Here is a 21,041-nt window from a genome sequence, read left to right as displayed (position 1 = left end):
TCGCCGCGCGACGCCATGCGGTATTCACATCTACCGATCGTCAAAGCTAATTGATAGTGATTATGCCCGCCTGGATGGAGGGTAATTTACTGAAGGAGTTCCACCACTAAAATTCCACGTCGAGCCCACGAATAAAGTAACAAGTATTTGATCACAAAAGTATCTAATGGTAAGTGTTGGGAAGTTAAAAATGAGCTTAAAGTGCGGGTAAGGTTATGATATGTAAACTAAAATAACCCTTAGACCATGAACAGGAATCGTATTCGGTCTTTTTTTATCTCTCTGGAATATGGCGTTTTTAGCGAGAGTTTCCCGAAAACATCATATTCGCTGCAAACCATAACATAACCCGCTATGTGGGCGTCTAGCTATTTTTGCCATCAATGAATCGCAGAGTGCAGCTCCTGTTTCTCCGGCAAATGAGTGACAAGTTCATGCCTTTTTCGCAACGTCCATCTCAAAAACTTAACCGCTCAGAGAACGTTGATCGCCTGTTTTCTATACTGAAAAGAGGGGTAGATTATGTATCAACGTATCGACGGCGAAGAGTGGCGACATATCTGGCTGGTCGGCGATCTGCACGGCTGCTATCAACGCTTAATGCAGGCGCTGCGGGAGCGTCACTTCGACCCTTATGAGGATCTGCTGATCTGCGTCGGCGACCTGATTGATCGCGGCCCGCAGAGTTTGCAGTGCCTGGCACTGCTTAATCAGCGCTGGTTTATCACCGTGCGTGGGAACCATGAACAGATGGCCATTGACGCCCTGCGGGAAAACAACCGCGCGCTGTGGCAGATGAACGGCGGCGGCTGGTTTGCAAAGCTTAATGAAGAGGAGCAACTTCAGGCGCTTAATGCTCTGCACAAATGTGCGCAGTTACCCTATATCCTTGAGCTTCAGACATCCGACGGGCTGAATGTTATTGCCCACGCTGATTACCCGGCGAGTGAGTATAGCTGGCAAAAAGAGGTGGATAGCGAGTCGGTGCTGTGGCGGCGGGAGCGGCTCAACCAGCTTCTGTGCGGGAAAGGGGAGCGCATTGCAGGCGCGGACGACTTCTGGTTCGGGCATACGCCGCTGAAAGCGCGCTTCGATGCCCATAACCAGCACTATATCGACACCGGCGCGGTGTTCGGCGGTGAGTTAACGCTGGTTCAACTGCAGTAGTTAAAAATCGCTATAGTCGCGCGCCGGGTGCCAGAAGCCATCAATAAAATCTTCTACGGGAAAACAACCGCCGTGACGCATACGCTGATCGTCCATCGCAGCCAGGCACTGTTGCTCACTATTAAAGACATCAACCACGATGTCGTCACATCCACCGTCCAGGTAGCAAACAAATAAGACCAGCGCGAACATTCCATCCTCGGTTCTGTACAACGTAACGATAAGTGTAGGGGATGAATGGGGGCAGGGGAAATCAGGCAGGTAAATAACCCGTCTCACGGACGGGTTCACATCAGATCAGGCAAGACGCATGATCCAGGTATCAGATTGCTCGTCGTAATGTTCGCGATAAAGGACCGAATGCTCGCCGTTAAGGATCGCAGGAATGCTGGTTTCCGCGTCCCAGGCATCAAGCTGCATACATAAATCGGGGTCTGAACTGCATGGAATATGCAGTTTGCGTTCACCCTGACTCTCTCCCTGCAACTCGGCATCATCGATTTCGAATGCGCCAATGCGCACGCTGGTTTTCGTCATAATGCTCTCCGTCGATCGTTAAAATGTGGTACGACCAGTAAAGCCGCCCACATTTCAGCCTGGTACAACAGCCGGAAAGTCGCCAGTCAAAAAATGCGTTTTTTATGCGCTGCGTCACGCCTTGCCGGCGAAAAGCTGACCGTCTCGCACCAGCTCGCGCGGGTAGCTGTTTTTCAGCCGTGACCCCACTTTTTTCGCAAGCCCCAGCGCCTGCCCCTGGAAGGTCACAATCGCTTCATCCCCGGCTGGCAAGGCCTGCGGGTAAATATCGCGGCCGCGATACCACGCTTCCGCTTCCTCTGTCGTCAGCTCAAAGGCCAGCGGATTGTTATCACCTGCCAGGGCGATCACCGCCTCATGCTGCCAGCGATGGCCCTTGTTATGGGTCTCTGCGAGGCGCATGCCGAGGCGGGAAAAGCGGACTTTTCCGATCAGATCTTCAATGGCGGCAGGGAATAACCAGATCTCTTTATCACGCTGCCACAGACGCAGAGAATCACCCCAGCGTAAGCCGACCTCAGCCGCTGCGGCGGTGACGACAGCACTTTCGCGCGCTTTCAGCGGCGCAAACGGAAATTGACCAACTTTGTAGGTCGGGGCCGGCAAGCGCTCTACCGCTGCGGTTTTACGCAGGCGGGCGACGAAGAACCCTTCGCAGTCAAAAATTTGCGGAAAGACATGCAGAAAGCCCTCTGCCGTCAGCGCCTGCTCTGCGCCCTCGAACAGCTTGCCGAGCGGTTCGAACTCAACGGCATCAGGGTATTGCTGCGCTAACCAGTGGCAGACGGCTTCGTTTTCGTCGCGGTTAAGCGTGCAGGTGGAGTAGACCAGCACGCCGCCGGGGCGCAGGGCATGAAAGGCGCTGTCGATAAGCTCGCGCTGGGTGGCGGCAATCTCCAGATTGCTGGCGTGGGACCAGTTTTTCAGCGCATCGGCATCTTTACGCACCACCCCTTCGCCGGAGCAGGGGGCATCCAGCAGAATGGCGTCAAACATCTCGGGTAACGCAGCGCCAAACACGCGGCCGTCGAAATGGGTTAACGCCACATTCTGGATGCCACAACGGCTGATATTGGCATGCAGCACTTTTACCCGGCTGGCAGAGAACTCATTCGCAAGGATGGCGCCCTGATTCCCCATGCGTGCGGCAATCTGCGTGGTTTTCGAACCTGGTGCGGCAGCAACATCCATCACGCGCAGCGGCATCGTTTCCCCGGCAAACAGCGCGGCAACCGGCAGCATTGAGCTTGCTTCCTGGATGTAGAACAGGCCGCTCAGATGCTCCGCCGTGCTGCCTAAAGGCACGCTCTCCTCCTCGTCGCGCTCGATCCAGAAGCCCTCCGCGCACCACGGCACCGGCGTTAACTGCCAGCCATAGGGCGCGACCAGCGAGAGGAAGTCATCAATGGAAATTTTCAGCGTATTGACGCGAATACTGCGGCGCAGCGGGCGCTGGCAGGCGGCAATAAACTCATCAAAATCGAGATGCTCAGGCATCGCCAGGCGCATCTGGGCGAGAAATTCTTCAGGAAGGTAAACAGCGTTTTGAGCCACGGGGCGCCCCAGAAGGAAAAAAAGAGGCGCGCAGTGTAGCATAAAGGCTCCGGCGCGGGCACGCCGGAGCACTCAGCTTAACGTGGTAGCGCAGTTCCCCACTGCCGCCACTCTTTTGGTTCGCTCTCCAGCAGCAGGAAGTGTTTGCCCGGCTGCGCTTTCGGTGCCAGCGGCGTTTCCGGTGGCGTCGCGAAGGCGATCCCGCCGCGAATAAACTGGTTAAAGGTACCGGTTTTCACCACCCCGCCGGTCAGGCCAAAGTCCAGCGTATAACCGGAGGCTAACCAGAAGACCGAGTTGTTGCGTACCAGATGCTGGTAACGCTTGCTGACGCGCATAGCGATCATCACACGGTCGGAGAGGGTACCCAGCGCAAGGCCGGTCACCGTTCCCACTTCAATACCGCGGAACAGCACCGGGGTGCCGATATTCATCGAACCCACTTCCGGCGCTTCAACCACAATGTTCAACCCATCAAGGTAACGGGAATCAGTAATTGTCGCTTCAGCGAGCTCAAAATCGCGGCGCGCATCGCCGTGCCCCGGCTCAACGTTGATATAGGGCTGCAGGATAGTGTCGAGATGCTCAACACCACCCGCGGAGATCTGCGGCGTGATCACCGAGAAGCGCGATCCGGCGCGGGCGAAGTTGCGCACATATTCCGGGTAGAGCACGGCGCTGGCCTGAACTTCGTTTTTATCTGTCAGCAGGCGAAGCTCCTGCACCTGGCCGATATCAATGCCGAGGTAGCGAATCGGCATCCCTTCCGCCAGCTTGCCGGCGTCGAAAGCATGCAGAGTGATCTGGCCGCCGACGGCGCGCGCTTCGGTTTCTGAAGCGTAAAGGATACGTTTGTCACCTTTACGCAAGCGGGCACCGGCGCCACTGCGGTTGTCGAAGCTAATGGCACCCTTGATCGCACGCGAAAGCGGTGAAGCCTGCACGGTTAATCCGCTGCCGTTAAGCTGCACCTTCGCGCCGCCCTCCGCCCAGAAGACACTGTCGGCGGTAAGCAGATTGCGATATTCCGGTTTGATATGCAGATCGATATCAAACGCATTGGCGCGCGGACGCACGGTGATCACTTCACCCACTTCAAATTTACGATAGAGCACGACCGAACCCGCCTGCACATCCGGCAGCGTATCTGCCGTCAGCGTCAGAGTGGTGGTGGGCAGATCGCTAAGGCTGTTCTCCAGCGCTTTATCAAGGTTGGCGAAGAGCGGGTAGGTGGGTTTCATCTCCCCTTTATCGCCCGGAAGAATGCGGATGCCGCCGCTGATCCACTCACTGGCGCTGGCGGCGAGGAACTCAACGCCATCCAGCCCCAGTTTCACATCCACACGGCTGTTGACTACAAACTTGCTGTCACCATGCACCAGATCGCGATATTGCGGATCGATAGCTACGGCGAAGGAGACACCTTTATTGGTCAGCTTACGCTCCAGCACCTGGCCGACCTGCACACCGTGCAGCACCAGCGGTTGCCCGGCATCGATGCCATAACTCTCCGGCGCGGTGAGCGTCAGGGTGATGACGCCCGGCTCCTGCAGCAGGTTTTTATCCGCGGGCAGCACAACGAACTGATCGCGCGGCTGGCCTTCGCCGGGAATAAGCTCCAGCGTGCTGCCGGTCAGCAGCGAGCTGAGATTGGTATTGCTCAGGGAGACTTTTGGATTGCGCATCTCAATGCGCGTATTATCACGCAGCAGATTGACCACACCCGGATCGACGGTCAGCTCACCGGTCACTTTGCCGCCAGGATTGAGGGTGATATCCGTCAGTTCACCCACTTCCAGCCCCTGATACATCAGCGGGGTTGAGCCAGCTTTCAGCCCCTGGCCGCTCGGCAGATCGAGCTTGATGATCACGCCGCGCTGGCTGTGGGCCAAATCTTTGTATAAGCCAAATTCATCATCGGCTGCTGCCGGTTCGGAGTTATCCGGCGAGTCGAAGGCAATAGCGCCGTTGACCAGCGCGGCCAGGCTCTCCAGCTCCACTTTCGCACCGCTCAGACCGACGTCCGCTTTCACACCCGAGATATTCCAGAAGCGGCTGCCTTTTTTCACCAGATTGGTAAAGCGGCGCTCAATCAACACATCTACCGTGACGCCCTGTTTATTTTTGTTGATGGCGTAGTCATACACGCGGCCAACGGGGATCTTGCGGAAATAGACCAGCGATCCGCTGTTGAGTGAGCCGAGATCAGGCGCGTGCAGATGAATCATCAAGTCGCCATTATTGAGGCGGTATTTCGGCTGCGTGTCGAGGGCGGTGAAATGCTCCTGCGGTTCACCTTTGCCTGGCATCATACCGATGTAGTTACCGCCGACCAGCGCATCCAGCCCCGAGACGCCCGCCAGCGATGCTTTCGGCGTCACCAGCCAGAACTGCGTCTCGTTGCGTAGCGCATCTTTCATATCGGCTTTAATGCTGGCGCGTACCTGAATCTTCTTCAGATCGTCGCTCAGGCTAATATCCTGCACTGTGCCGACTTCCACCCCCTGATAGCGGATGGGCGTGCGCCCGGCGACGATGCCGTCAGCGGACATAAAGTCGATGGTGATGGTGTTGGCGCGATCTTCATAGCTACTCCAGACCAGCCAGCCGGCGATCAGCAAAGCGATCACCGGCAGCAACCAGAACGGTGAAATGCGTCGTTTTGTTTTAATGCGCGCTTCAGTCGGCGAAGCGTGGTTTTCCTGACTCATGTGCATCCCAAAGTAAGCGGCTGTCCAGCCATTCCACAGCAAGAATAGTCAAAATAACCGCCGCGCCGAAATAAAACGCAGCGGGTCCCATGGTAAACGCGAGCAGTTGGTCGCGATTGATCAGTGACATTGTCAGCGAGATGACAAACAGATCGAGCATCGACCACCGCCCAATCCAGGTCACAAAGCGCAGAAGAAGGATGCGAGTGCGTAGCCCCTGTTCAAATTTGAAATGGATACTGACCAGCAAGGTAAACAGTACGATCACCTTGGTAAACGGCACCAGAATACTGGCGATAAAGACGATGCCCGCCACGGCGATATTGCTATTACCGAGCGAAATAATGCCCGACATGATGGTATCGGCCTGCCGTGAACCGTTGAGGTAGACCACTGAGATCGGCAGCAGGTTAGCGGGCAACAGAAAAATCATCGAGGCAATCAGCGCCGCCCAGCACTTCTGCAGACTGTGTCGACGGCGATAACGCAGCGGAATATGGCAACGCGGGCATCTGCCGCGTGCGTCAGGCAAGCCGGTAAAGTGGCAGCCGAGGCAGGCGCGCAGCTGCGGGTCGGGGCGCTTAGCCGGACGCTGCGGATAAAAACGCTCCCACAGCTGCTCAACGTTCAGATGGATAAGTGTCATTACGCTGAGAATGGTTAACGCCACAAAAGCGACAAGCCCGACGCCCGGTTGCAGGTAAGCGTAATCCTGTACTTTGATCGAGGCGACGCCAATCCCGACCAGGTAGATATCGAGCATCACCCACTCTTTCAGGCGCTCAAGCATCAGCAACACCGGGCGCAGATTCATCCCGAGGCGGTTGCCGAACCATAAATAGGCGATTGCACTGACCAGCACCAGCGGCGCGCCAACGGTACAGAAGAGCACCATCGCCCCGGTAAGCGCATCGCCCTGGGCGGTCATTTGCCAGATCCCCTGCAACAGGTTGGCGTCGATACGTACACCCAGCAGGTAAAAGTGGAGCAGCGGTTCGCCCCAGGCAAAAGGCATCAGCATTAGCATCGTCACCGCCATGGCGGCGAGACGGGTTAATGACCAGTCACGTCCATCGCGGATCTTGGCATCGCAGCAGGGACAAAATGCACTTTGGTGCGATTTCATAACCGGTAACGCAAAAAGCGTATCGCATTGCGGGCAGCGCTGATAATGTGCCCGTGGCAAAGCTTCGCCGACATGATGGATCGCAATTTTTTTGTTAAGCGAAATGTGTTGTATCTTTAGTGCCATCGGCCGGATCAGAAAAGGATTAGATGCATCTATATTAACTCATGATGAGAACATCTTGAGCATCAATGCATTTAATGCTTATTTTATTAGGCTTAGCCGTTTACTCAGTAAGACACCAAAGTGGTTGGATAATGAACAAAGCAGAGTTTTACGCGGACTTAAACCGCGATTTTCAGGCATTAATGGCAGGTGAAACCAGTTTTTTAGCGACGTTGTCTAATACCAGCGCGCTGCTGTTTGAACGTCTGGATGGGGTCAACTGGGCCGGTTTTTATTTACTGGAAGGCGACACGCTGGTGTTAGGGCCGTTCCAGGGCAAAATCGCCTGCGTCCGCATTCCTGTCGGGCGCGGTGTCTGTGGTAGCGCGGTCGCGCAAAACCGTGTGCAGCGGGTTGAAGACGTTCATCAATTTGACGGGCATATCGCCTGTGATGCGGCCAGCAACTCTGAAATTGTGCTTCCGATCACAGTAAGTGGTCAGATCATTGGCGTACTGGACATCGACAGCGTCGAATTTTCTCGCTTTAGCGAAGAGGATGAAAAGGGCCTGCGCGAGCTGGTTTCTCATCTGGAACAGTGCCTTGCGGCAACCGATTATCAAAAATTCTTTGCGACTGTCGCAGGATAATCAACGGATAACGTAGCATTTACTGTTAGCGTCATTATAATGACGCCTGTTCATGCCTGCGCTTGTTGGCAACGTCCGTTGTAATCAGGAAATTTCATGGAAAATCAACCTAAGTTGAATAGCAGTAAAGAAGTGATCGCTTTTTTGGCCGAACGTTTCCCTCACTGTTTCAGTGCTGAAGGCGAGGCACGCCCCCTGAAAATCGGTATCTTTCAGGATTTAGTGGCGCGTGTTGAGGGTGAGATGAATCTCAGTAAAACCCAGCTTCGTTCCGCTTTACGTCTTTATACTTCGAGCTGGCGCTACCTGTACGGTATCAAAGCTGGCGCGACGCGTGTCGATCTGGACGGCAACGCCTGTGGCGTGCTGGATGAGCAACACGTTGAGCATGCCCGCAAGCAGCTTGAAGAAGCGAAAGCGCGTGTTCAGGCGCAACGCGCTGAGCAACAAGCCAAAAAACGTGAAGCTGCCGCTGCTGCTGGTCAGGAAGACGCACCGCGTCGTGAGCGCAAACCTCGTCCGGCTCCGCGCCGTAAAGAGGGCGCAGAACAACGCAAGCCTCGCGCCGATAAGCCGGCGGCTAAACCGCAGCGCGAACGCGCACCGCAGCAGGAAGAGCGCCATACGCCAGTTTCTGATATCTCCGTGCTGAGCGTGGGTCAGGACCTGAAAGTGAAAGCGGGCAATAACGCGATGAGCGCAACCGTGCTTGAAATCACTAAAGACGGCGTTCGCGTACAGCTTAGCTCGGGTATGTCGATGATTGTACGCGCAGAACATCTCTTGTTCTGAAACGGAGGCCTGGCCTGGCATGAACACTTTGTTTAAGCGCACAGCATTGGCAGGCCTGTTATTCGTAACAGGCCACGCCCTGGCTGTGGAAGATATTACCCGGGCCGATCAAATCCCGGTGTTAAAAGAAGAGACGCAGCACGCGACGGTGAGCGAGCGCGTCACTTCGCGTTTTACTCGCTCCCACTATCGCCAGTTCGATCTGGACAACGCCTTCTCTGCGAAGATTTTCACCCGCTATCTTAATCTGCTTGATTACAGCCACAACGTCCTGCTTGCCAGCGACGTTGAGCAGTTCTCGCAGAAGAAAAACGAGATTGGCGATGAGCTGCGCAGCGGCAAGCTGGACGTCTTTTACGACCTCTACAATAAAGCGCAGCAGCGCCGTTTCGAGCGCTATCAGTACGCTCTTAAGGTGCTGGAGCGGCCGATGGACTTCACCAGTAACGACTCCTTTAACCTCGATCGCAGCAAAGCACCGTGGCCAAAAGATGAGGCCGAGCTGAATGCGCTGTGGGACAGCAAGGTTAAATATGACGAACTGAGCCTCAAGCTCACCGGTAAAGATGAGAAAGAGATCCGCGAGACGCTCTCTCGTCGCTATAAGTTCGCCATTCGCCGTCTGGCACAAACCAACAGCGAAGATGTCTTCTCGCTGGCGATGACCGCCTTTGCGCGTGAAATCGACCCGCACACCAACTACCTGTCGCCGCGCAATACCGAGCAGTTCAACACCGAAATGAGCCTCTCGCTTGAGGGGATCGGTGCTGTGCTGCAGGGCGATGATGACTATACGGTGATCAACTCGATGGTTGCCGGTGGTCCGGCGGCGAAGAGCAAAGCGATTAGCGTTGGCGATCGCATCGTTGGCGTTGGTCAGACCGGGCAGAATATGGTTGATGTTATCGGCTGGCGTCTTGATGATGTTGTTGCGCTGATTAAAGGGCCGAAAGGCAGCAAAGTGCGCCTTGAGATCCTGCCTGCCGGCAAGGGGACCAAAACGCGCATTGTTACGCTGACGCGTGAGCGTATCCGCCTTGAAGATCGCGCAGTGAAAATGTCCGTTAAAACCGTCGGTAAAGAAAAAGTTGGCGTGCTGGATATTCCTGGCTTCTACGTCGGGCTGACCGATGACGTGAAAGTGCAGCTGCAAAAGCTGGAAAAACAGAACGTCAAGAGCGTGATTATCGATCTGCGCGCTAACGGCGGCGGGGCGCTGACGGAAGCGGTGTCGCTCTCCGGCCTCTTTATCCCGTCCGGCCCGGTGGTGCAGGTGCGCGATAACAACGGCAAAGTGCGTGAAGATAGCGATACCGATGGCGTGGTTTACTACAAAGGGCCGCTGGTGGTGCTGGTTGACCGCTTCAGCGCCTCGGCATCGGAGATTTTTGCGGCAGCAATGCAGGATTATGGTCGTGCGCTGATTGTCGGCGAACCAACTTTCGGGAAGGGCACCGTGCAGCAGTACCGCTCCCTTAACCGTATCTACGATCAGATGCTGCGCCCGGAATGGCCAGCGTTGGGTTCGGTGCAGTACACCATCCAGAAATTCTATCGTGTGAACGGCGGCAGTACGCAGCGTAAAGGCGTAACGCCGGATATCATCATGCCAACAGGCACGCAGGTCACGGAAACCGGGGAAAAATTCGAGGATAACGCACTGCCGTGGGACAGCATCAATGCTGCCACCTTTGTGCGCGCCGGCGATTTGAAACCTTTCGGTCCTGAGCTGCTGAAAAAACATGATGAGCGTATCGCGAAAGATCCTGAGTTCCAGTACATCAATAAGGACATCGCGCGTTTTGAAGCTCTTAAAGCAAAACGCGATATGGTGTCGCTGAACCTGGCGCAGCGTGAAAAAGAGAATGCCGAGGATGATGCTATTCGTCTCTCGCGCCTCAACGATCGCTTCAAGCGTGAAGGCAAGCCGCCGCTGAAGAAACTGGACGATCTGCCGAAGGATTATCAGGAGCCGGATCCCTATCTTGATGAAACGGTGCACATTGCTCTCGATCTCGCACATCTTGAAAAAGATCAGCCCGCGGAATCAACCGCGTCTGCTAAGTAACTCCTCCCTACAGGCACAAGAAATTGTGCCTGTTTTTTTAACAACCTCCCGTCCTCGTAAGCATCCTGCTACAAAGTGTAAAGTTGTGTTTTTCTCGTGACTTACGCAGCATTGTTGCTTGAAAATAGCCCGCACGCCCATACGATGTGGATAACCGCATAGTGCGTTTTGTTAAATCGAGGTTAAAAGAAAATTATGATGCGAATCGCGCTCTTCCTGTTGACTAACCTGGCTGTCATGTTGGTGTTCGGCCTTGTGCTTAGCCTGACGGGCATTCAGTCGAGCAGCGTTCAGGGGTTAATGATTATGGCGCTGCTGTTCGGTTTTGGCGGCTCGTTCATTTCGCTGTTGATGTCGAAATGGATGGCGCTGAAATCTGTAGGTGGTGAAGTCATTGAGCAACCAGCCAACGATATGCAGCGCTGGCTGATGGATACCGTTGCGCAGCAGTCTCGCCAGGCAGGCATTGCGATGCCGCAGGTGGCGATTTATCACGCGCCGGATATTAACGCTTTCGCCACCGGTGCGCGCCGTGATGCTTCCCTGGTCGCCGTCAGTACCGGCCTGCTGCAAAACATGAGCCGCGATGAGGCCGAAGCGGTCATCGCCCATGAAATCAGCCATATTGCCAACGGTGACATGGTGACCATGACGCTGATTCAGGGCATTGTGAACACCTTCGTTATCTTTATCTCGCGCATTATTGCCCAGATTGCCGCTGGCTTCATGGGCGGAGACCGTGATGAGGGCGAAGAGAGCAACGGTAACCCGCTGGTCTACTTTGCCGTCGCGACCGTGCTCGAACTGGTATTTGGTATTCTGGCGAGCGTCATCACCATGTGGTTCTCGCGCTACCGTGAATTCCATGCCGATGCGGGTTCAGCCCGACTGGTAGGACGCGAGAAGATGATCGCTGCGCTGCAAAGGCTGAAAACCAGCTATGAACCACAGGAAGCGAGCAGCATGATGGCATTTTGCATTAACGGTAAGTCAAAGTCGCTGAGCGAACTCTTTATGACGCACCCGCCGCTGGATAAACGTATTGAAGCGTTGCGCTCAGGCGCCTACCTCAAATAACGTCATAACAACTCATAAAAGCGCGTCCATTGACGCGCTTTTTTATTGTTTGCCATCAGCGCTCACCGGCAGGAATGGTATGGGTTGTACGCAGTTAATCCAGCAGATTATCGCGTAATTATTTCTCCGAACGCGGCATCAGCGTCTTTCAGGCGTAATGTCGCAGATTTGTAACGAACCAGGCATTCGCGCATTGCGGCCGATGGTCGACGAATTTATAATAAAAACCTATTCTGATTTTTATAAAACACAGGCGATGAGGTAATTAATGGCAATCGCGGATTTGGACAAGCAGCCAGATTCTGTCTCTTCTGTACTGAAGGTCTTTGGCATTCTGCAGGCTTTGGGCGAAGAGCGTGAAATCGGCATTACCGAGCTTTCACAGCGCGTCATGATGTCAAAAAGCACCGTTTATCGCTTTTTGCAGACCATGAAATCGTTAGGCTACGTGGCACAGGAAGGGGAGTCAGAGAAATACTCCCTGACGCTGAAGTTATTTGAACTTGGCGCGCGTGCACTGCAAAACGTTGATTTAATCCGCAGCGCGGATATCCAGATGCGTGAACTCTCTCGCCTGACGAAAGAGACCATCCATCTGGGTGCTCTCGATGAAGACAGCATCGTATATATTCACAAAATCGATTCGATGTATAACCTGCGCATGTATTCGCGTATCGGCCGTCGCAATCCGCTCTATAGCACCGCAATTGGTAAAGTGCTGCTGGCCTGGCGCGATCGCGATGAAGTGAAACAGATTCTGGAAGGCGTTGAATATAAGCGCAGCACCGATCGCACCATTACCAGCACCGAAGATCTGCTGCCGATGCTGGATATCGTGCGCCAGCAGGGCTACGGCGAAGATAACGAAGAGCAGGAAGAGGGGTTACGCTGCATCGGTGTACCGGTGTTTGACCGTTTTGGCGTGGTTATCGCCGGTCTGAGTATCTCTTTCCCGACCCTGCGTTTCTCCGAAGAGCGCCTGCATGAATACGTGGCAATGCTGCACCAGGCAGCGCGTAAAATATCTGAACAGATGGGTTATAACGATTATCCGTTCTGATAATTGTTAAAAAAGCCGCCCCGTGGGGCGGCTTTTTCATGGAAAAAATCAGCCGTTATCAATGACGTTATCGCTTTTACGCATCAGTGGGCAGTTGGCAAGGCCAAAAAATCCGTTGTCTGAATGAACATATTGCGCCGTGCTGGTTCCACGCGCGGTCACGTATTTGCACTGTAAGCCAAGGCCTGCTGCATTTTCGTTGCTGTGAATTAGCACGCCATAACCGCTCAGTAAGAGTCCAGTCCACAGCAGCGCGACAACGATGACGCCTCGAATAAGTGTACGCATGTTTGCTCCTTGCACATCGATTAAGTCTGTCATTAAGGCTACGTCTTTTATTGATTGAAACAAGTCACGCATTCCTAAAAATACCGAAAGGGGGTACAGTTACCCGCTGTTTAAGGAAGCCATGCTAGTGTGGTTACACCTTGAAATGTTTCGGAGAGTGGAGTGAGAAAATTTAGATGGCTGTTGCTGATTGCCGTGGTGGTGGTCTGCCTGCTGCTATGGACTCAAATGATCAATGTGATGTGCGATCAGGATGTACAATTTTTCAGCGGCATCTGTGTCATCAATAAATTCATCCCCTGGTAAGCGCATTTCTGCAGTGAAAGATTTCCTTCCTGAGTGCCAGTGGTAAAATGCCGCGTCTACTTTGAGGGTGTGAAATGAACGAAATCTTAAATTCTGGCGCGTTAAATTTTGCGTCTATGCTGGTTTCTGTGGTGGTTCTGGTTATCGGTCTGGTGCTGTGGTTCTTTATCAATCGTGCCAGTTCACGTACGAACGAGCAGATTGAACTGCTGGAAGCGCTGCTCGATCAGCAAAAACGGCAAAATGCGCTGCTGCGCCGTCTTTGTGAAGCGAATGAGCCGGAAAAAGCTGCTCTCCCCGAAGTCGAAAAAAATAAGGCTAAGGGTGAAGATGAGGAGTTTATCCGGCTGGTGGCTGAACGATAACCTGAAAGGAGGGGAGAGATGGCCTGGAAAAACCCCTGGTATAATCCCGCGCTCTCCCATCATACGCCCGACGGTTTTTGTAACCCGACGGCCGTGGCGCATCAACCCGGCGATGTAAAACGCTGGCGTCAGGAACGCAAAGCCGCCGGGCTTCCCCGGCCACCTGCTGCGGGATATGACGCTTTTATTCAGGGCTGGTGGCAAAAAGCCGAGATTGCGCCGGGTGACGATGGCCTTTGGTGGCTTGGGCATGCCTCTGTGCTTCTGCGTATGCAGGGGAAATATCTGCTCACCGACCCAGTTTTTTCCCGACGCGCCTCCCCGCTGCGTTTCGCCGGGCCTCAGCGGCGCACGCCGCCTGCATTATCCATTGACGATCTCCCCGCTCTGGATGCCATTCTTATCTCTCACAACCATTACGATCATCTGGACCGCTGGACAATCCGCGCACTGCTTCGCCGGTTTCCTGAGGTAAAGCTTTTTGTCCCTCTCGGATTGGGTGACACGCTTCGCCGCTTTGGCGCGCGTTTTGTCACTGAGCTGGACTGGTGGCAGCAAGCCTCGCTTGATGACTTGCATTTAACCGCCGTTCCCGCTCAGCACTGGAGCATGCGCACACCGTGGGATCGTAACCGCTCATTATGGTGCGGCTGGGTTATTGAGTCGCGCGAACTGCGTTTCTGGTTTCCAGGTGACACTGGCTACAGCACAGAACTTCTGCAGATCCCGCAGCGTGTTGGAAAAATTGATGCGCTCGCACTGCCCGTTGGTGCTTATGCACCGCGCTGGTTCATGTCGATAAATCATATGGATCCACAAAGTGCGGTGTCGCTGTGGCAGCAATTAGGTTCACCGCTGGCTTTTCCCATCCACTGGGGCGTATTTGAACTGGCTGATGAATCACTGGATGAGCCGGTGCAGGAGTTGCAGCGCGCTTTAAGCGAAGCGGAACAGGAAAATGCTAACTTCAGGATCCTGAAAATTGGTCAATATTTATCCCTGCGGTAATTTAAGCCGAACGCCATAAAAAGTAAGCCGTATTAAAATTGTGCGGTTCTGATTTACGCGAAACGTTTTTATTGCCTTCAAATGATGCAGTGTCATCATAATTTCATTATTTTGGTGCACGCCTGTGCTTATTCGCTCAGTAATTATTCATAGTTAACCTGAGCAATAGTTTCTTCCCAGATCATTAATCATTTAAGAATCTTCCTAATCGAATAAACAGCATAACTATTCGCAGAAAGTTCTTAGTATATAAGCGAAACGCATGAGGGGTTCAGCCCCCCTTAAGCTGCATGGAACTGCTTGATGAATCGAAAGAAATAGTCTACGTTTATCGGGTAAACCTGCTGCTGCAGCGGCTGCTATAACGGTCATTGAAGTGAATAAATGAACAGTGGTTGTTTCGATACCCTTAGAATTTGTGCGGTGGATCGAGACATATCTAAAAATGGCTTGCCATAGTTTACGTATTATGTGATAACACGTTGTGGGTCAATCGAGGTACAGTTCTGTTTATGTGTGGCATTTTCAGTAAAGAAGTCCTGAGTAAAACGTTTCGTTGAATACAGCTTCTCTGCCGAACCTTATATTAGTGCCTCAAGCAGTAATGTCTCAGTTTTCTCAGTCAATGCCTGCGGGCGAAGTATATACATTAAGGAATTTTGCAAATGGCAAAGATTAAAGGTCAAGTTAAGTGGTTCAACGAGTCTAAAGGTTTTGGTTTCATTACTCCGGCTGACGGCAGCAAAGATGTATTCGTACATTTCTCTGCTATCCAGGGTAACGGCTTCAAAACTCTGGCTGAAGGCCAGAACGTTGAGTTTGAAATTCAGGACGGTCAGAAAGGCCCGGCTGCAGTTAACGTAACTGCTATCTGATTTCGACACCTCTGAGCTTGAAACGCGTTTCGCGTATCAATGTCAGTCATCAAGCCTCGCCATTGTGCGGGGCTTTTTATTTTCCCTGCCGCAACATTTGACGGTACACTTCGCCCTTTGAAAAAGTCTCCCCGGAGTGTTTATGCCATTCAGCTGCCCCCTTTGCCACGCACCGTTAAGCCGCCACGAGCGCGCATTTATCTGTCCGCAGCGGCATCAGTTCGATATCGCCAAAGAGGGTTACGTCAATTTATTGCCCGTTCAGCATAAACGCTCGCGCGATCCCGGTGATAACGCCGAAATGATGCAGGCACGCCGTGCTTTTCTCGACGCTGGACACTATCAGCCGCTGCGGGACACCATCTGCAGCTTATTTGAAGAGACTTTGCCGGCAGAAGCGACGGCGCTGCTCGATATCGGCTGCGGGGAAGGGTACTACACGCAGGCATTTGCCGGGGTAGGCCGCGCGCGCAGTGCGCAAACCGTAGGCCTTGATGTCTCGAAAGCGGCGATTCGCGCAGCGGCAAAACGCTATCCTCAGGCGATGTTCTGCGTAGCCTCCAGCCACCGCTTGCCTTTTGACGATAACAGCATTGATGGGCTGGTGCGCATTTATGCACCCTGTAAAGCGCAGGAGCTGGCCCGCGTGATGAAACCGCAGGGCGTGGTGATCACCGCAGCACCCGGGCCGCGCCATTTAATGGAGCTGAAGGGGCTTATTTATGATGAGGTGCAGCTGCACGCGCCAAACAGCGGTGAGATTGAAGGGTTTACGATTCTTTCCGAACAGTCACTCGCTTATGAAATGGAACTGACCGGTGAAGAGGCGGTTGCGCTCCTGCAAATGACGCCATTTGCATGGCGGGCAAAGCCGGAAGTGTGGCAACAGCTGGCAGCGACTAAAACGTTTCGCTGCCAGACGGATTTCACCATCCATTGCTTACGTCGGGAAAGCTAGCCAGCAAAGTGGCTATAAAGGATCTGCACGCCGATACCAATGAGCACGACGCCGCCGAGGATCTCGGCGCGTTTGCCGAGTAGCGGGCCGATAAACCGGCCTACCATCATGCCTATAGTTGACATGATGAGAGTGGCGCAGCCGATGGCCAGCGAGGTAGTGAGGATATTGACCTGCAGGAATGCGAGCCCGACGCCAACCGCCATTGCATCCAGGCTGGTAGCAATCGCGGTGGTAACCAGCAACCAGAAACCGTGGCGGTGCGGCATTTCCGCGTCGCAATCATCGTTACCGCGCACGCCTTCCAGCACCATCCTGCTGCCAAGAAACGCCAGCAGCACGAACGCGATCCAGTGATTCCACTCAAGCACAAATTGTGAGGCGAGCATGCCGAGACCCCAGCCCAGTAATGGGGTTAAGGTTTCAATTGCGCCGAAGATAAGGCCGGTACGCAGGGCGTCGGAAAATTTAGGATTGCGGAGCGTCGCACCTTTACCGATAGAGGCGGCGAAGGCATCCATCGACATACCGAAGGCGAGAAGCAGGGTGGCGGATAAGTTCATCTGTGCGTCCTGACCGGGAGTTCCATATAACACACCACTGCCCCCAGTAAACAGCAGTTGGTGTGTCAATGGTCTCGCCTGACTGAAAATATTCAGTCCGTACGTGCCACGTTTTGCAACGAGTATGTTGACACGTACATTTCCGCAGGGCGGAAATCGGCTACTCCCCAACGACGGACGCACCTTACCATATTTTTAGAATATAAAACAACAGCAGAAGAATATTGATGGTGCTGCCCGCCGATAACGATTGTCATTTAGCTTGTGACGTGAAAATAACGTTAATAAACATAGGTAATTTCTTATGAGAAATATAGCAGAGGCTATATTAAAGCCTCTTTTTTGTGCAGGGTGAAATGAGGTGAGTATTGTTTAACTTATTGAGTTTTAACCATTACTCTGTAGATCTTCTCGAGGTCGTCTATATTTCGTACACGGATTAGTAACCGCCGCTGCTCTAATTGCATTACCAGTACGCCATCCTCCGATAAATTCATCTCTTTAATACGGTTATATTCAATCCAGGCATTAGCAAAGAAGAAACCCTGTGATTTAAAGATGGCTTTTGGGGCACGGATCCAAAAAAGGTAAATACCCAGCAGCGCCAGCGCAAATAATAACCACATGGTTAATGATGAACCACCGTTAACGCTGTTGTTATAAATCAGAATAACCAGCAGGCCAACAAAAATGGCGCCATCGGTACGGCTTCTGCGCAGCAGCGGAACGGTGAGCAACGTTTCGCCTTTGCGACGGGGCATCACCACCTCGTCATAGAGCGCAAAAGCCAGCAGGGCGGCGACAAACAGCAGCAGCACGCTATCCGTAATCGACATCTCATCTCCTTAAATAAAAAAACCGGGAGCAATTACGCCCCCGGTTATGACAACGTCGCTTAAAGGCCCAGCAGGCCGATAGCGTAGCCGACAATCCCAATTACGAAGAAGCCGACAATGATCCACAGTGGGTTCACTTTTTTACGCAGCAGCCACATACAGGCGAAGGTCAGCAGCAGCGGCACCAGACCCGGCATCAGCTGGTCGAGGATGGTCTGCACCGTGGTCACCGTGGTTTTCCCGGTCTGGTCGGTAATTTCCGATACCACCAGCGGAATATTGACGTGCGTCCATTTGTTGACCAGCGCCCCCATCACAAACAGGCCGAGAATTGACGCCCCCTCAGTCAGTTTCTGCAGGAAGCCGCCGCCCATATCTTTAACGATATCGATCCCTTTGCGATAGCCGTACGCAACGCCGTAATAACGGGTGGCAAGACGCACAATATTAAAGAGGAAGAAGAAGAGCAGCGGGCCGAGCAGGCTGCCGCTCATGGCGATCCCGGCACCCAGTGCCGCAAAGACTGGACGCACGGTACCCCAGAAGATCGGGTCGCCAACGCCTGCCAGCGGCCCCATCAGACCCACTTTGATACCGTTAATGGCACCATCATCAATCTCTGCGCCGTTCGCGCGCTGCTCTTCCATTGCCAACGTCACGCCAAGCACCGGCGCGGCAACGTAAGGATGGGTGTTAAAGAACTCCAGGTGACGCTTAATCGCCTGGCGACGGGCTTCGTTATTTTCCGGATAGAGGCGTTTAATCGCCGGTACCATCGAGAAGCAGAAGCCGAGTGCCTGCATACGTTCGAAGTTCCACGAGCCCTGGAAGAGGTTAGAACGCAGGAACACGCTGCGAATATCACTCTGGGTGAGCTTTTTCTCAGTCGGAGTTTTCGTCATATCAACCATGTCGTTCACCTGTTAATCCAGTTCGTTATCAAGATCGTTGGCACCAGCCGCTGGTGCAGCGCCGCCTGCAGTGCGGTTATATTTCGGGCTAAGCTGAATGTAGAGAATGGCCATAACGGCACCGATCACACCCAGCGAAACAAGGTTGAAGTTAGTAAATGCCGCGGTTACGAAGCCGAGGTAGAAGAACGGCATCAGATAGCCTGCGCGCATCATATTGATGACCATCGCATAACCGACCACCACGATCATGCCACCGGCGATATTCAGACCGCTGGTCACCACTTCCGGAATAGCGTTGAGCATGTTCTGCACTTCGCTGGTACCGACAGAGATAGCCACAATCACCGCCGGGATGGCGATACGCATCGCTTGCAGGAACAGGGAGGAGACATGGATCCAGGACAGCGCGGTAAGGTTACCGTTATCTGCGGCTTTATCTGCCGCGTGCTGGAAACCAACGGTAATGGTACGCACAATAATGGTCAGTACCTGACCTGCTGCTGCCAGCGGGATCGCCAGCGCGATACCGGCACCGATGCTCTGGTGGCCGCCAATGACCAGAATGGTGGAAATAATCGACGCCAGCGCGGCATCCGGCGCGACTGCCGCACCGATGTTCATCCAGCCAAGCGCGATCATCTCAAGCGTACCGCCGATAATGATACCGGTTTTCATATCACCAAGAACGATACCGACTAACGTACATGCCACCAACGGACGGTGGAACTGGAACTCGTCAAGTATCGACTCCATACCGGCAATACATGCGACGACGAACACCAGCACAATCTGAAGAGTGGTAATCTCCATTGTACTTCTCCTATAGCTAAATCAGACGTAAGTGTGAAAACTGAGTCAATCAGGTCGTCGCGGTTACTTCGCCACTTTGCTGATCAAATCCATCATTTTCAGTTTCGGATCGTTTGAAACTTTACGGACTTCCAGCTCAATGCCGCGATCGTTGAGTTTGCGAAACGCCTCAATATCTTTCTCATCGACGGAAACAGCGTTATTTACCTGGGTTTTACCCTGACGATAGGCCATACCGCCAATATTGACCGAGGTAAGTTTTACGCCGCCCTCGACGATGCGCTCGACATCGGTAGGGTTGGTGAAGAGCAGCATTACGCGTTCACCGGCATATTTCGGGTTGTTATAGACGCGGATCATTTTTGCGACGTCGACAACGTGAGCCGTTACCCCCGGCGGTGCGACCTGCGTCAGCAGCGTTTTGCGCACGTTATCGGCGGCAACCTCATCACTGACGACAATAATCCGGGTGACGTTGGTCTCTTTGGTCCAGCGGGTGGCGACCTGGCCGTGAATTAAGCGGTCATCAATACGCGCCAGACCGATGACCATGTAGTCGTTCGGCCCCATCGGTTTAGCAGGGGTAGCGGCTTTCGGTGCTGCCGTCTGTTGAACCGCAGCGGGAGCAGGTTTTTCCACCGGCTGTGCTTTCAGCGCCTTCACGCCTTCGCGTCCGGTCTCGACGGCCAGTGCTACCAGCTCATCGAAGGTTGGGTTGTCATCACGCGCCATCAGGGTTTCGACCAGCATCGGAATGTTGACGCCGGCGATCACTTCATAATGCTCTTTATCGACGACAATGCGGCTGGCGGCATTAAACGGGCTGCCACCCCATGTATCAACGAGAAACAGCACGCCCTGATTAGTATCCAGCTTTGCCAGCTGCGCCTGATACTTTTCGATTAACGTCTCCGCGTTCTCGCCGGGAACAAAATCGATCCATCCGACATTCTCCTGCTCGCCGAGCAGCATCTCGGCGGTTTTAAGCAGTTGTTCTGCCGCCCAACCATGTGTGCCTATAACAATAGCAATAGTCACTTGCTACCTCCTTATTCTTGTCGTTAACATCCACGCGATGGATGTATTGTGAATCGGCACCAAAAAAGCGAATCGATTCAGAGATAAACTCAAAGAGAAGTTTAGGAACTTTCGCGAATTATTTTAGAGAGTGAAAAAATAATTTATGTGATGAAGATCCGTAATTTAGCTTTCATAAAAATGAAATTTTGTGGCGCAAAATATCCATACATTTTGCAAAGTCTGGTAAATCT

The 21,041-nt window shown here is 53.4% G+C and carries 22 protein-coding genes, 1 pseudogene and 1 riboswitch; of the genes and pseudogenes, 12 read left to right on the top strand and 11 right to left on the bottom strand.

Annotated features, from left to right (window positions below):
• The first annotated feature begins 522 nt into the window (after positions 1 to 522).
• Positions 523 to 1,167, top strand: a complete 645-nt coding sequence (gene pphA / locus SOM48_RS01670; protein ID WP_320511292.1) for a protein-serine/threonine phosphatase — start codon at positions 523 to 525, stop codon at positions 1,165 to 1,167.
• Here pphA and SOM48_RS01665 read toward each other — a convergent pair whose 3' ends face one another.
• The 5 genes from SOM48_RS01665 to yebS all read right to left on the bottom strand — a co-directional run bounded on the left by SOM48_RS01665 (position 1,168) and on the right by yebS (position 7,221).
• Complete coding sequence (locus SOM48_RS01665; protein WP_023480173.1) at positions 1,168 to 1,359, bottom strand: YdfD/YebW family protein; 192 nt, start codon at positions 1,357 to 1,359, stop codon at positions 1,168 to 1,170. It lies immediately after the preceding gene.
• Between the two features lie 105 nt (positions 1,360 to 1,464).
• Entirely contained in the window at positions 1,465 to 1,704 is a 240-nt protein-coding gene (locus SOM48_RS01660; protein WP_023480127.1) for a YebV family protein, read from the bottom strand.
• Between the two features lie 114 nt (positions 1,705 to 1,818).
• Entirely contained in the window at positions 1,819 to 3,258 is a 1,440-nt protein-coding gene (rsmF, locus tag SOM48_RS01655) for a 16S rRNA (cytosine(1407)-C(5))-methyltransferase RsmF (protein WP_320511291.1), read from the bottom strand.
• A 77-nt stretch (positions 3,259 to 3,335) separates the two neighbouring features.
• The gene (locus SOM48_RS01650) at positions 3,336 to 5,969 is read right to left on the bottom strand and encodes a PqiB family protein (RefSeq protein WP_164896937.1); all 2,634 of its coding nucleotides are present in this window, start codon (positions 5,967 to 5,969) and stop codon (positions 3,336 to 3,338) included.
• The gene (gene yebS, locus SOM48_RS01645) at positions 5,938 to 7,221 is read right to left on the bottom strand and encodes a membrane integrity lipid transport subunit YebS (protein ID WP_076770021.1); all 1,284 of its coding nucleotides are present in this window, start codon (positions 7,219 to 7,221) and stop codon (positions 5,938 to 5,940) included. The genes SOM48_RS01650 and yebS overlap by 32 nt, the downstream gene beginning before the upstream one ends.
• Before the next feature lie 131 nt (positions 7,222 to 7,352).
• Here yebS and SOM48_RS01640 point away from each other — a divergent pair, with 131 nt between their 5' ends.
• The 5 genes from SOM48_RS01640 (at position 7,353) to kdgR (ending at position 12,847) form a co-directional block, all read left to right on the top strand.
• A complete protein-coding gene (locus SOM48_RS01640) occupies positions 7,353 to 7,850 on the top strand; it encodes a GAF domain-containing protein (protein WP_054803637.1) in 498 nt (165 codons plus the stop codon).
• A 96-nt stretch (positions 7,851 to 7,946) separates the two neighbouring features.
• On the top strand, positions 7,947 to 8,642 hold the full coding sequence (proQ, locus tag SOM48_RS01635) for an RNA chaperone ProQ (RefSeq protein ID WP_023480122.1): 696 nt from the start codon (positions 7,947 to 7,949) through the stop codon (positions 8,640 to 8,642).
• Positions 8,643 to 8,661: 19 nt separating this feature from the next.
• Positions 8,662 to 10,710 (top strand): carboxy terminal-processing peptidase, encoded by a 2,049-nt coding sequence (prc, locus tag SOM48_RS01630; protein WP_320511290.1) that lies wholly within the window; start codon positions 8,662 to 8,664, stop codon positions 10,708 to 10,710.
• Positions 10,711 to 10,905: 195 nt separating this feature from the next.
• Entirely contained in the window at positions 10,906 to 11,787 is an 882-nt protein-coding gene (gene htpX / locus SOM48_RS01625; RefSeq protein ID WP_054803639.1) for a protease HtpX, read from the top strand.
• Between the two features lie 268 nt (positions 11,788 to 12,055).
• Positions 12,056 to 12,847: a DNA-binding transcriptional regulator KdgR gene (kdgR, locus tag SOM48_RS01620; protein ID WP_139566862.1), complete on the top strand. Its 792-nt coding sequence runs from the start codon at positions 12,056 to 12,058 to the stop codon at positions 12,845 to 12,847.
• 48 nt (positions 12,848 to 12,895) lie between these two features.
• Here kdgR and SOM48_RS01615 read toward each other — a convergent pair whose 3' ends face one another.
• Complete coding sequence (locus SOM48_RS01615; protein WP_054803640.1) at positions 12,896 to 13,135, bottom strand: YobH family protein; 240 nt, start codon at positions 13,133 to 13,135, stop codon at positions 12,896 to 12,898.
• A 162-nt stretch (positions 13,136 to 13,297) separates the two neighbouring features.
• Here SOM48_RS01615 and mgrB point away from each other — a divergent pair, with 162 nt between their 5' ends.
• The 6 genes and pseudogenes from mgrB (at position 13,298) to rlmA (ending at position 16,647) form a co-directional block, all read left to right on the top strand.
• Positions 13,298 to 13,441, top strand: a complete 144-nt coding sequence (gene mgrB / locus SOM48_RS01610) for a PhoP/PhoQ regulatory lipoprotein MgrB (protein ID WP_023480134.1) — start codon at positions 13,298 to 13,300, stop codon at positions 13,439 to 13,441.
• Positions 13,442 to 13,515: 74 nt separating this feature from the next.
• A complete protein-coding gene (locus SOM48_RS01605) occupies positions 13,516 to 13,806 on the top strand; it encodes a YebO family protein (protein ID WP_076770019.1) in 291 nt (96 codons plus the stop codon).
• Positions 13,807 to 13,824: 18 nt separating this feature from the next.
• A complete protein-coding gene (locus SOM48_RS01600) occupies positions 13,825 to 14,814 on the top strand; it encodes an MBL fold metallo-hydrolase (protein ID WP_320511289.1) in 990 nt (329 codons plus the stop codon).
• Positions 14,815 to 15,326: 512 nt separating this feature from the next.
• Positions 15,327 to 15,467, top strand: a pseudogene (locus SOM48_RS01595) (DUF2627 domain-containing protein).
• A 12-nt stretch (positions 15,468 to 15,479) separates the two neighbouring features.
• Complete coding sequence (gene cspE / locus SOM48_RS01590) at positions 15,480 to 15,689, top strand: transcription antiterminator/RNA stability regulator CspE (protein ID WP_001062678.1); 210 nt, start codon at positions 15,480 to 15,482, stop codon at positions 15,687 to 15,689.
• Positions 15,690 to 15,831: 142 nt separating this feature from the next.
• Positions 15,832 to 16,647: a 23S rRNA (guanine(745)-N(1))-methyltransferase gene (gene rlmA, locus SOM48_RS01585; RefSeq protein WP_320511288.1), complete on the top strand. Its 816-nt coding sequence runs from the start codon at positions 15,832 to 15,834 to the stop codon at positions 16,645 to 16,647.
• On the opposite strand, the gene mntP is transcribed toward rlmA, so the two are convergent.
• The 5 genes from mntP to manX all read right to left on the bottom strand — a co-directional run bounded on the left by mntP (position 16,644) and on the right by manX (position 20,808).
• Positions 16,644 to 17,210: a manganese efflux pump MntP gene (gene mntP, locus SOM48_RS01580; RefSeq protein ID WP_320511287.1), complete on the bottom strand. Its 567-nt coding sequence runs from the start codon at positions 17,208 to 17,210 to the stop codon at positions 16,644 to 16,646. The genes rlmA and mntP overlap by 4 nt on opposite strands.
• Before the next feature lie 6 nt (positions 17,211 to 17,216).
• A riboswitch (yybP-ykoY riboswitch) is annotated at positions 17,217 to 17,391 on the bottom strand.
• Between the two features lie 196 nt (positions 17,392 to 17,587).
• Positions 17,588 to 18,046 carry a DUF986 family protein gene (locus SOM48_RS01575; RefSeq protein ID WP_094419644.1) on the bottom strand — a complete coding sequence of 153 codons (459 nt, stop codon included), beginning with the start codon at positions 18,044 to 18,046 and terminating at the stop codon, positions 17,588 to 17,590.
• A 59-nt stretch (positions 18,047 to 18,105) separates the two neighbouring features.
• On the bottom strand, positions 18,106 to 18,957 hold the full coding sequence (locus tag SOM48_RS01570) for a PTS mannose transporter subunit IID (protein ID WP_023480044.1): 852 nt from the start codon (positions 18,955 to 18,957) through the stop codon (positions 18,106 to 18,108).
• A 12-nt stretch (positions 18,958 to 18,969) separates the two neighbouring features.
• Positions 18,970 to 19,770 (bottom strand): PTS mannose/fructose/sorbose transporter subunit IIC, encoded by an 801-nt coding sequence (locus SOM48_RS01565; RefSeq protein WP_054803641.1) that lies wholly within the window; start codon positions 19,768 to 19,770, stop codon positions 18,970 to 18,972.
• A 63-nt stretch (positions 19,771 to 19,833) separates the two neighbouring features.
• Entirely contained in the window at positions 19,834 to 20,808 is a 975-nt protein-coding gene (manX, locus tag SOM48_RS01560) for a PTS mannose transporter subunit IIAB (protein WP_054803642.1), read from the bottom strand.
• Between the last annotated feature and the right edge of the window lie 233 nt (positions 20,809 to 21,041).

Origin of the sequence: Kosakonia sp. CFBP8986, from assembly GCF_034044935.1 — a bacterium.
Classification (GTDB): Bacteria; Pseudomonadota; Gammaproteobacteria; order Enterobacterales; family Enterobacteriaceae; genus Kosakonia; species Kosakonia cowanii.
The sequence above is the reverse complement of the archived record's forward strand: the minus strand, read 5'-3'. Positions and strand labels throughout refer to the sequence as shown.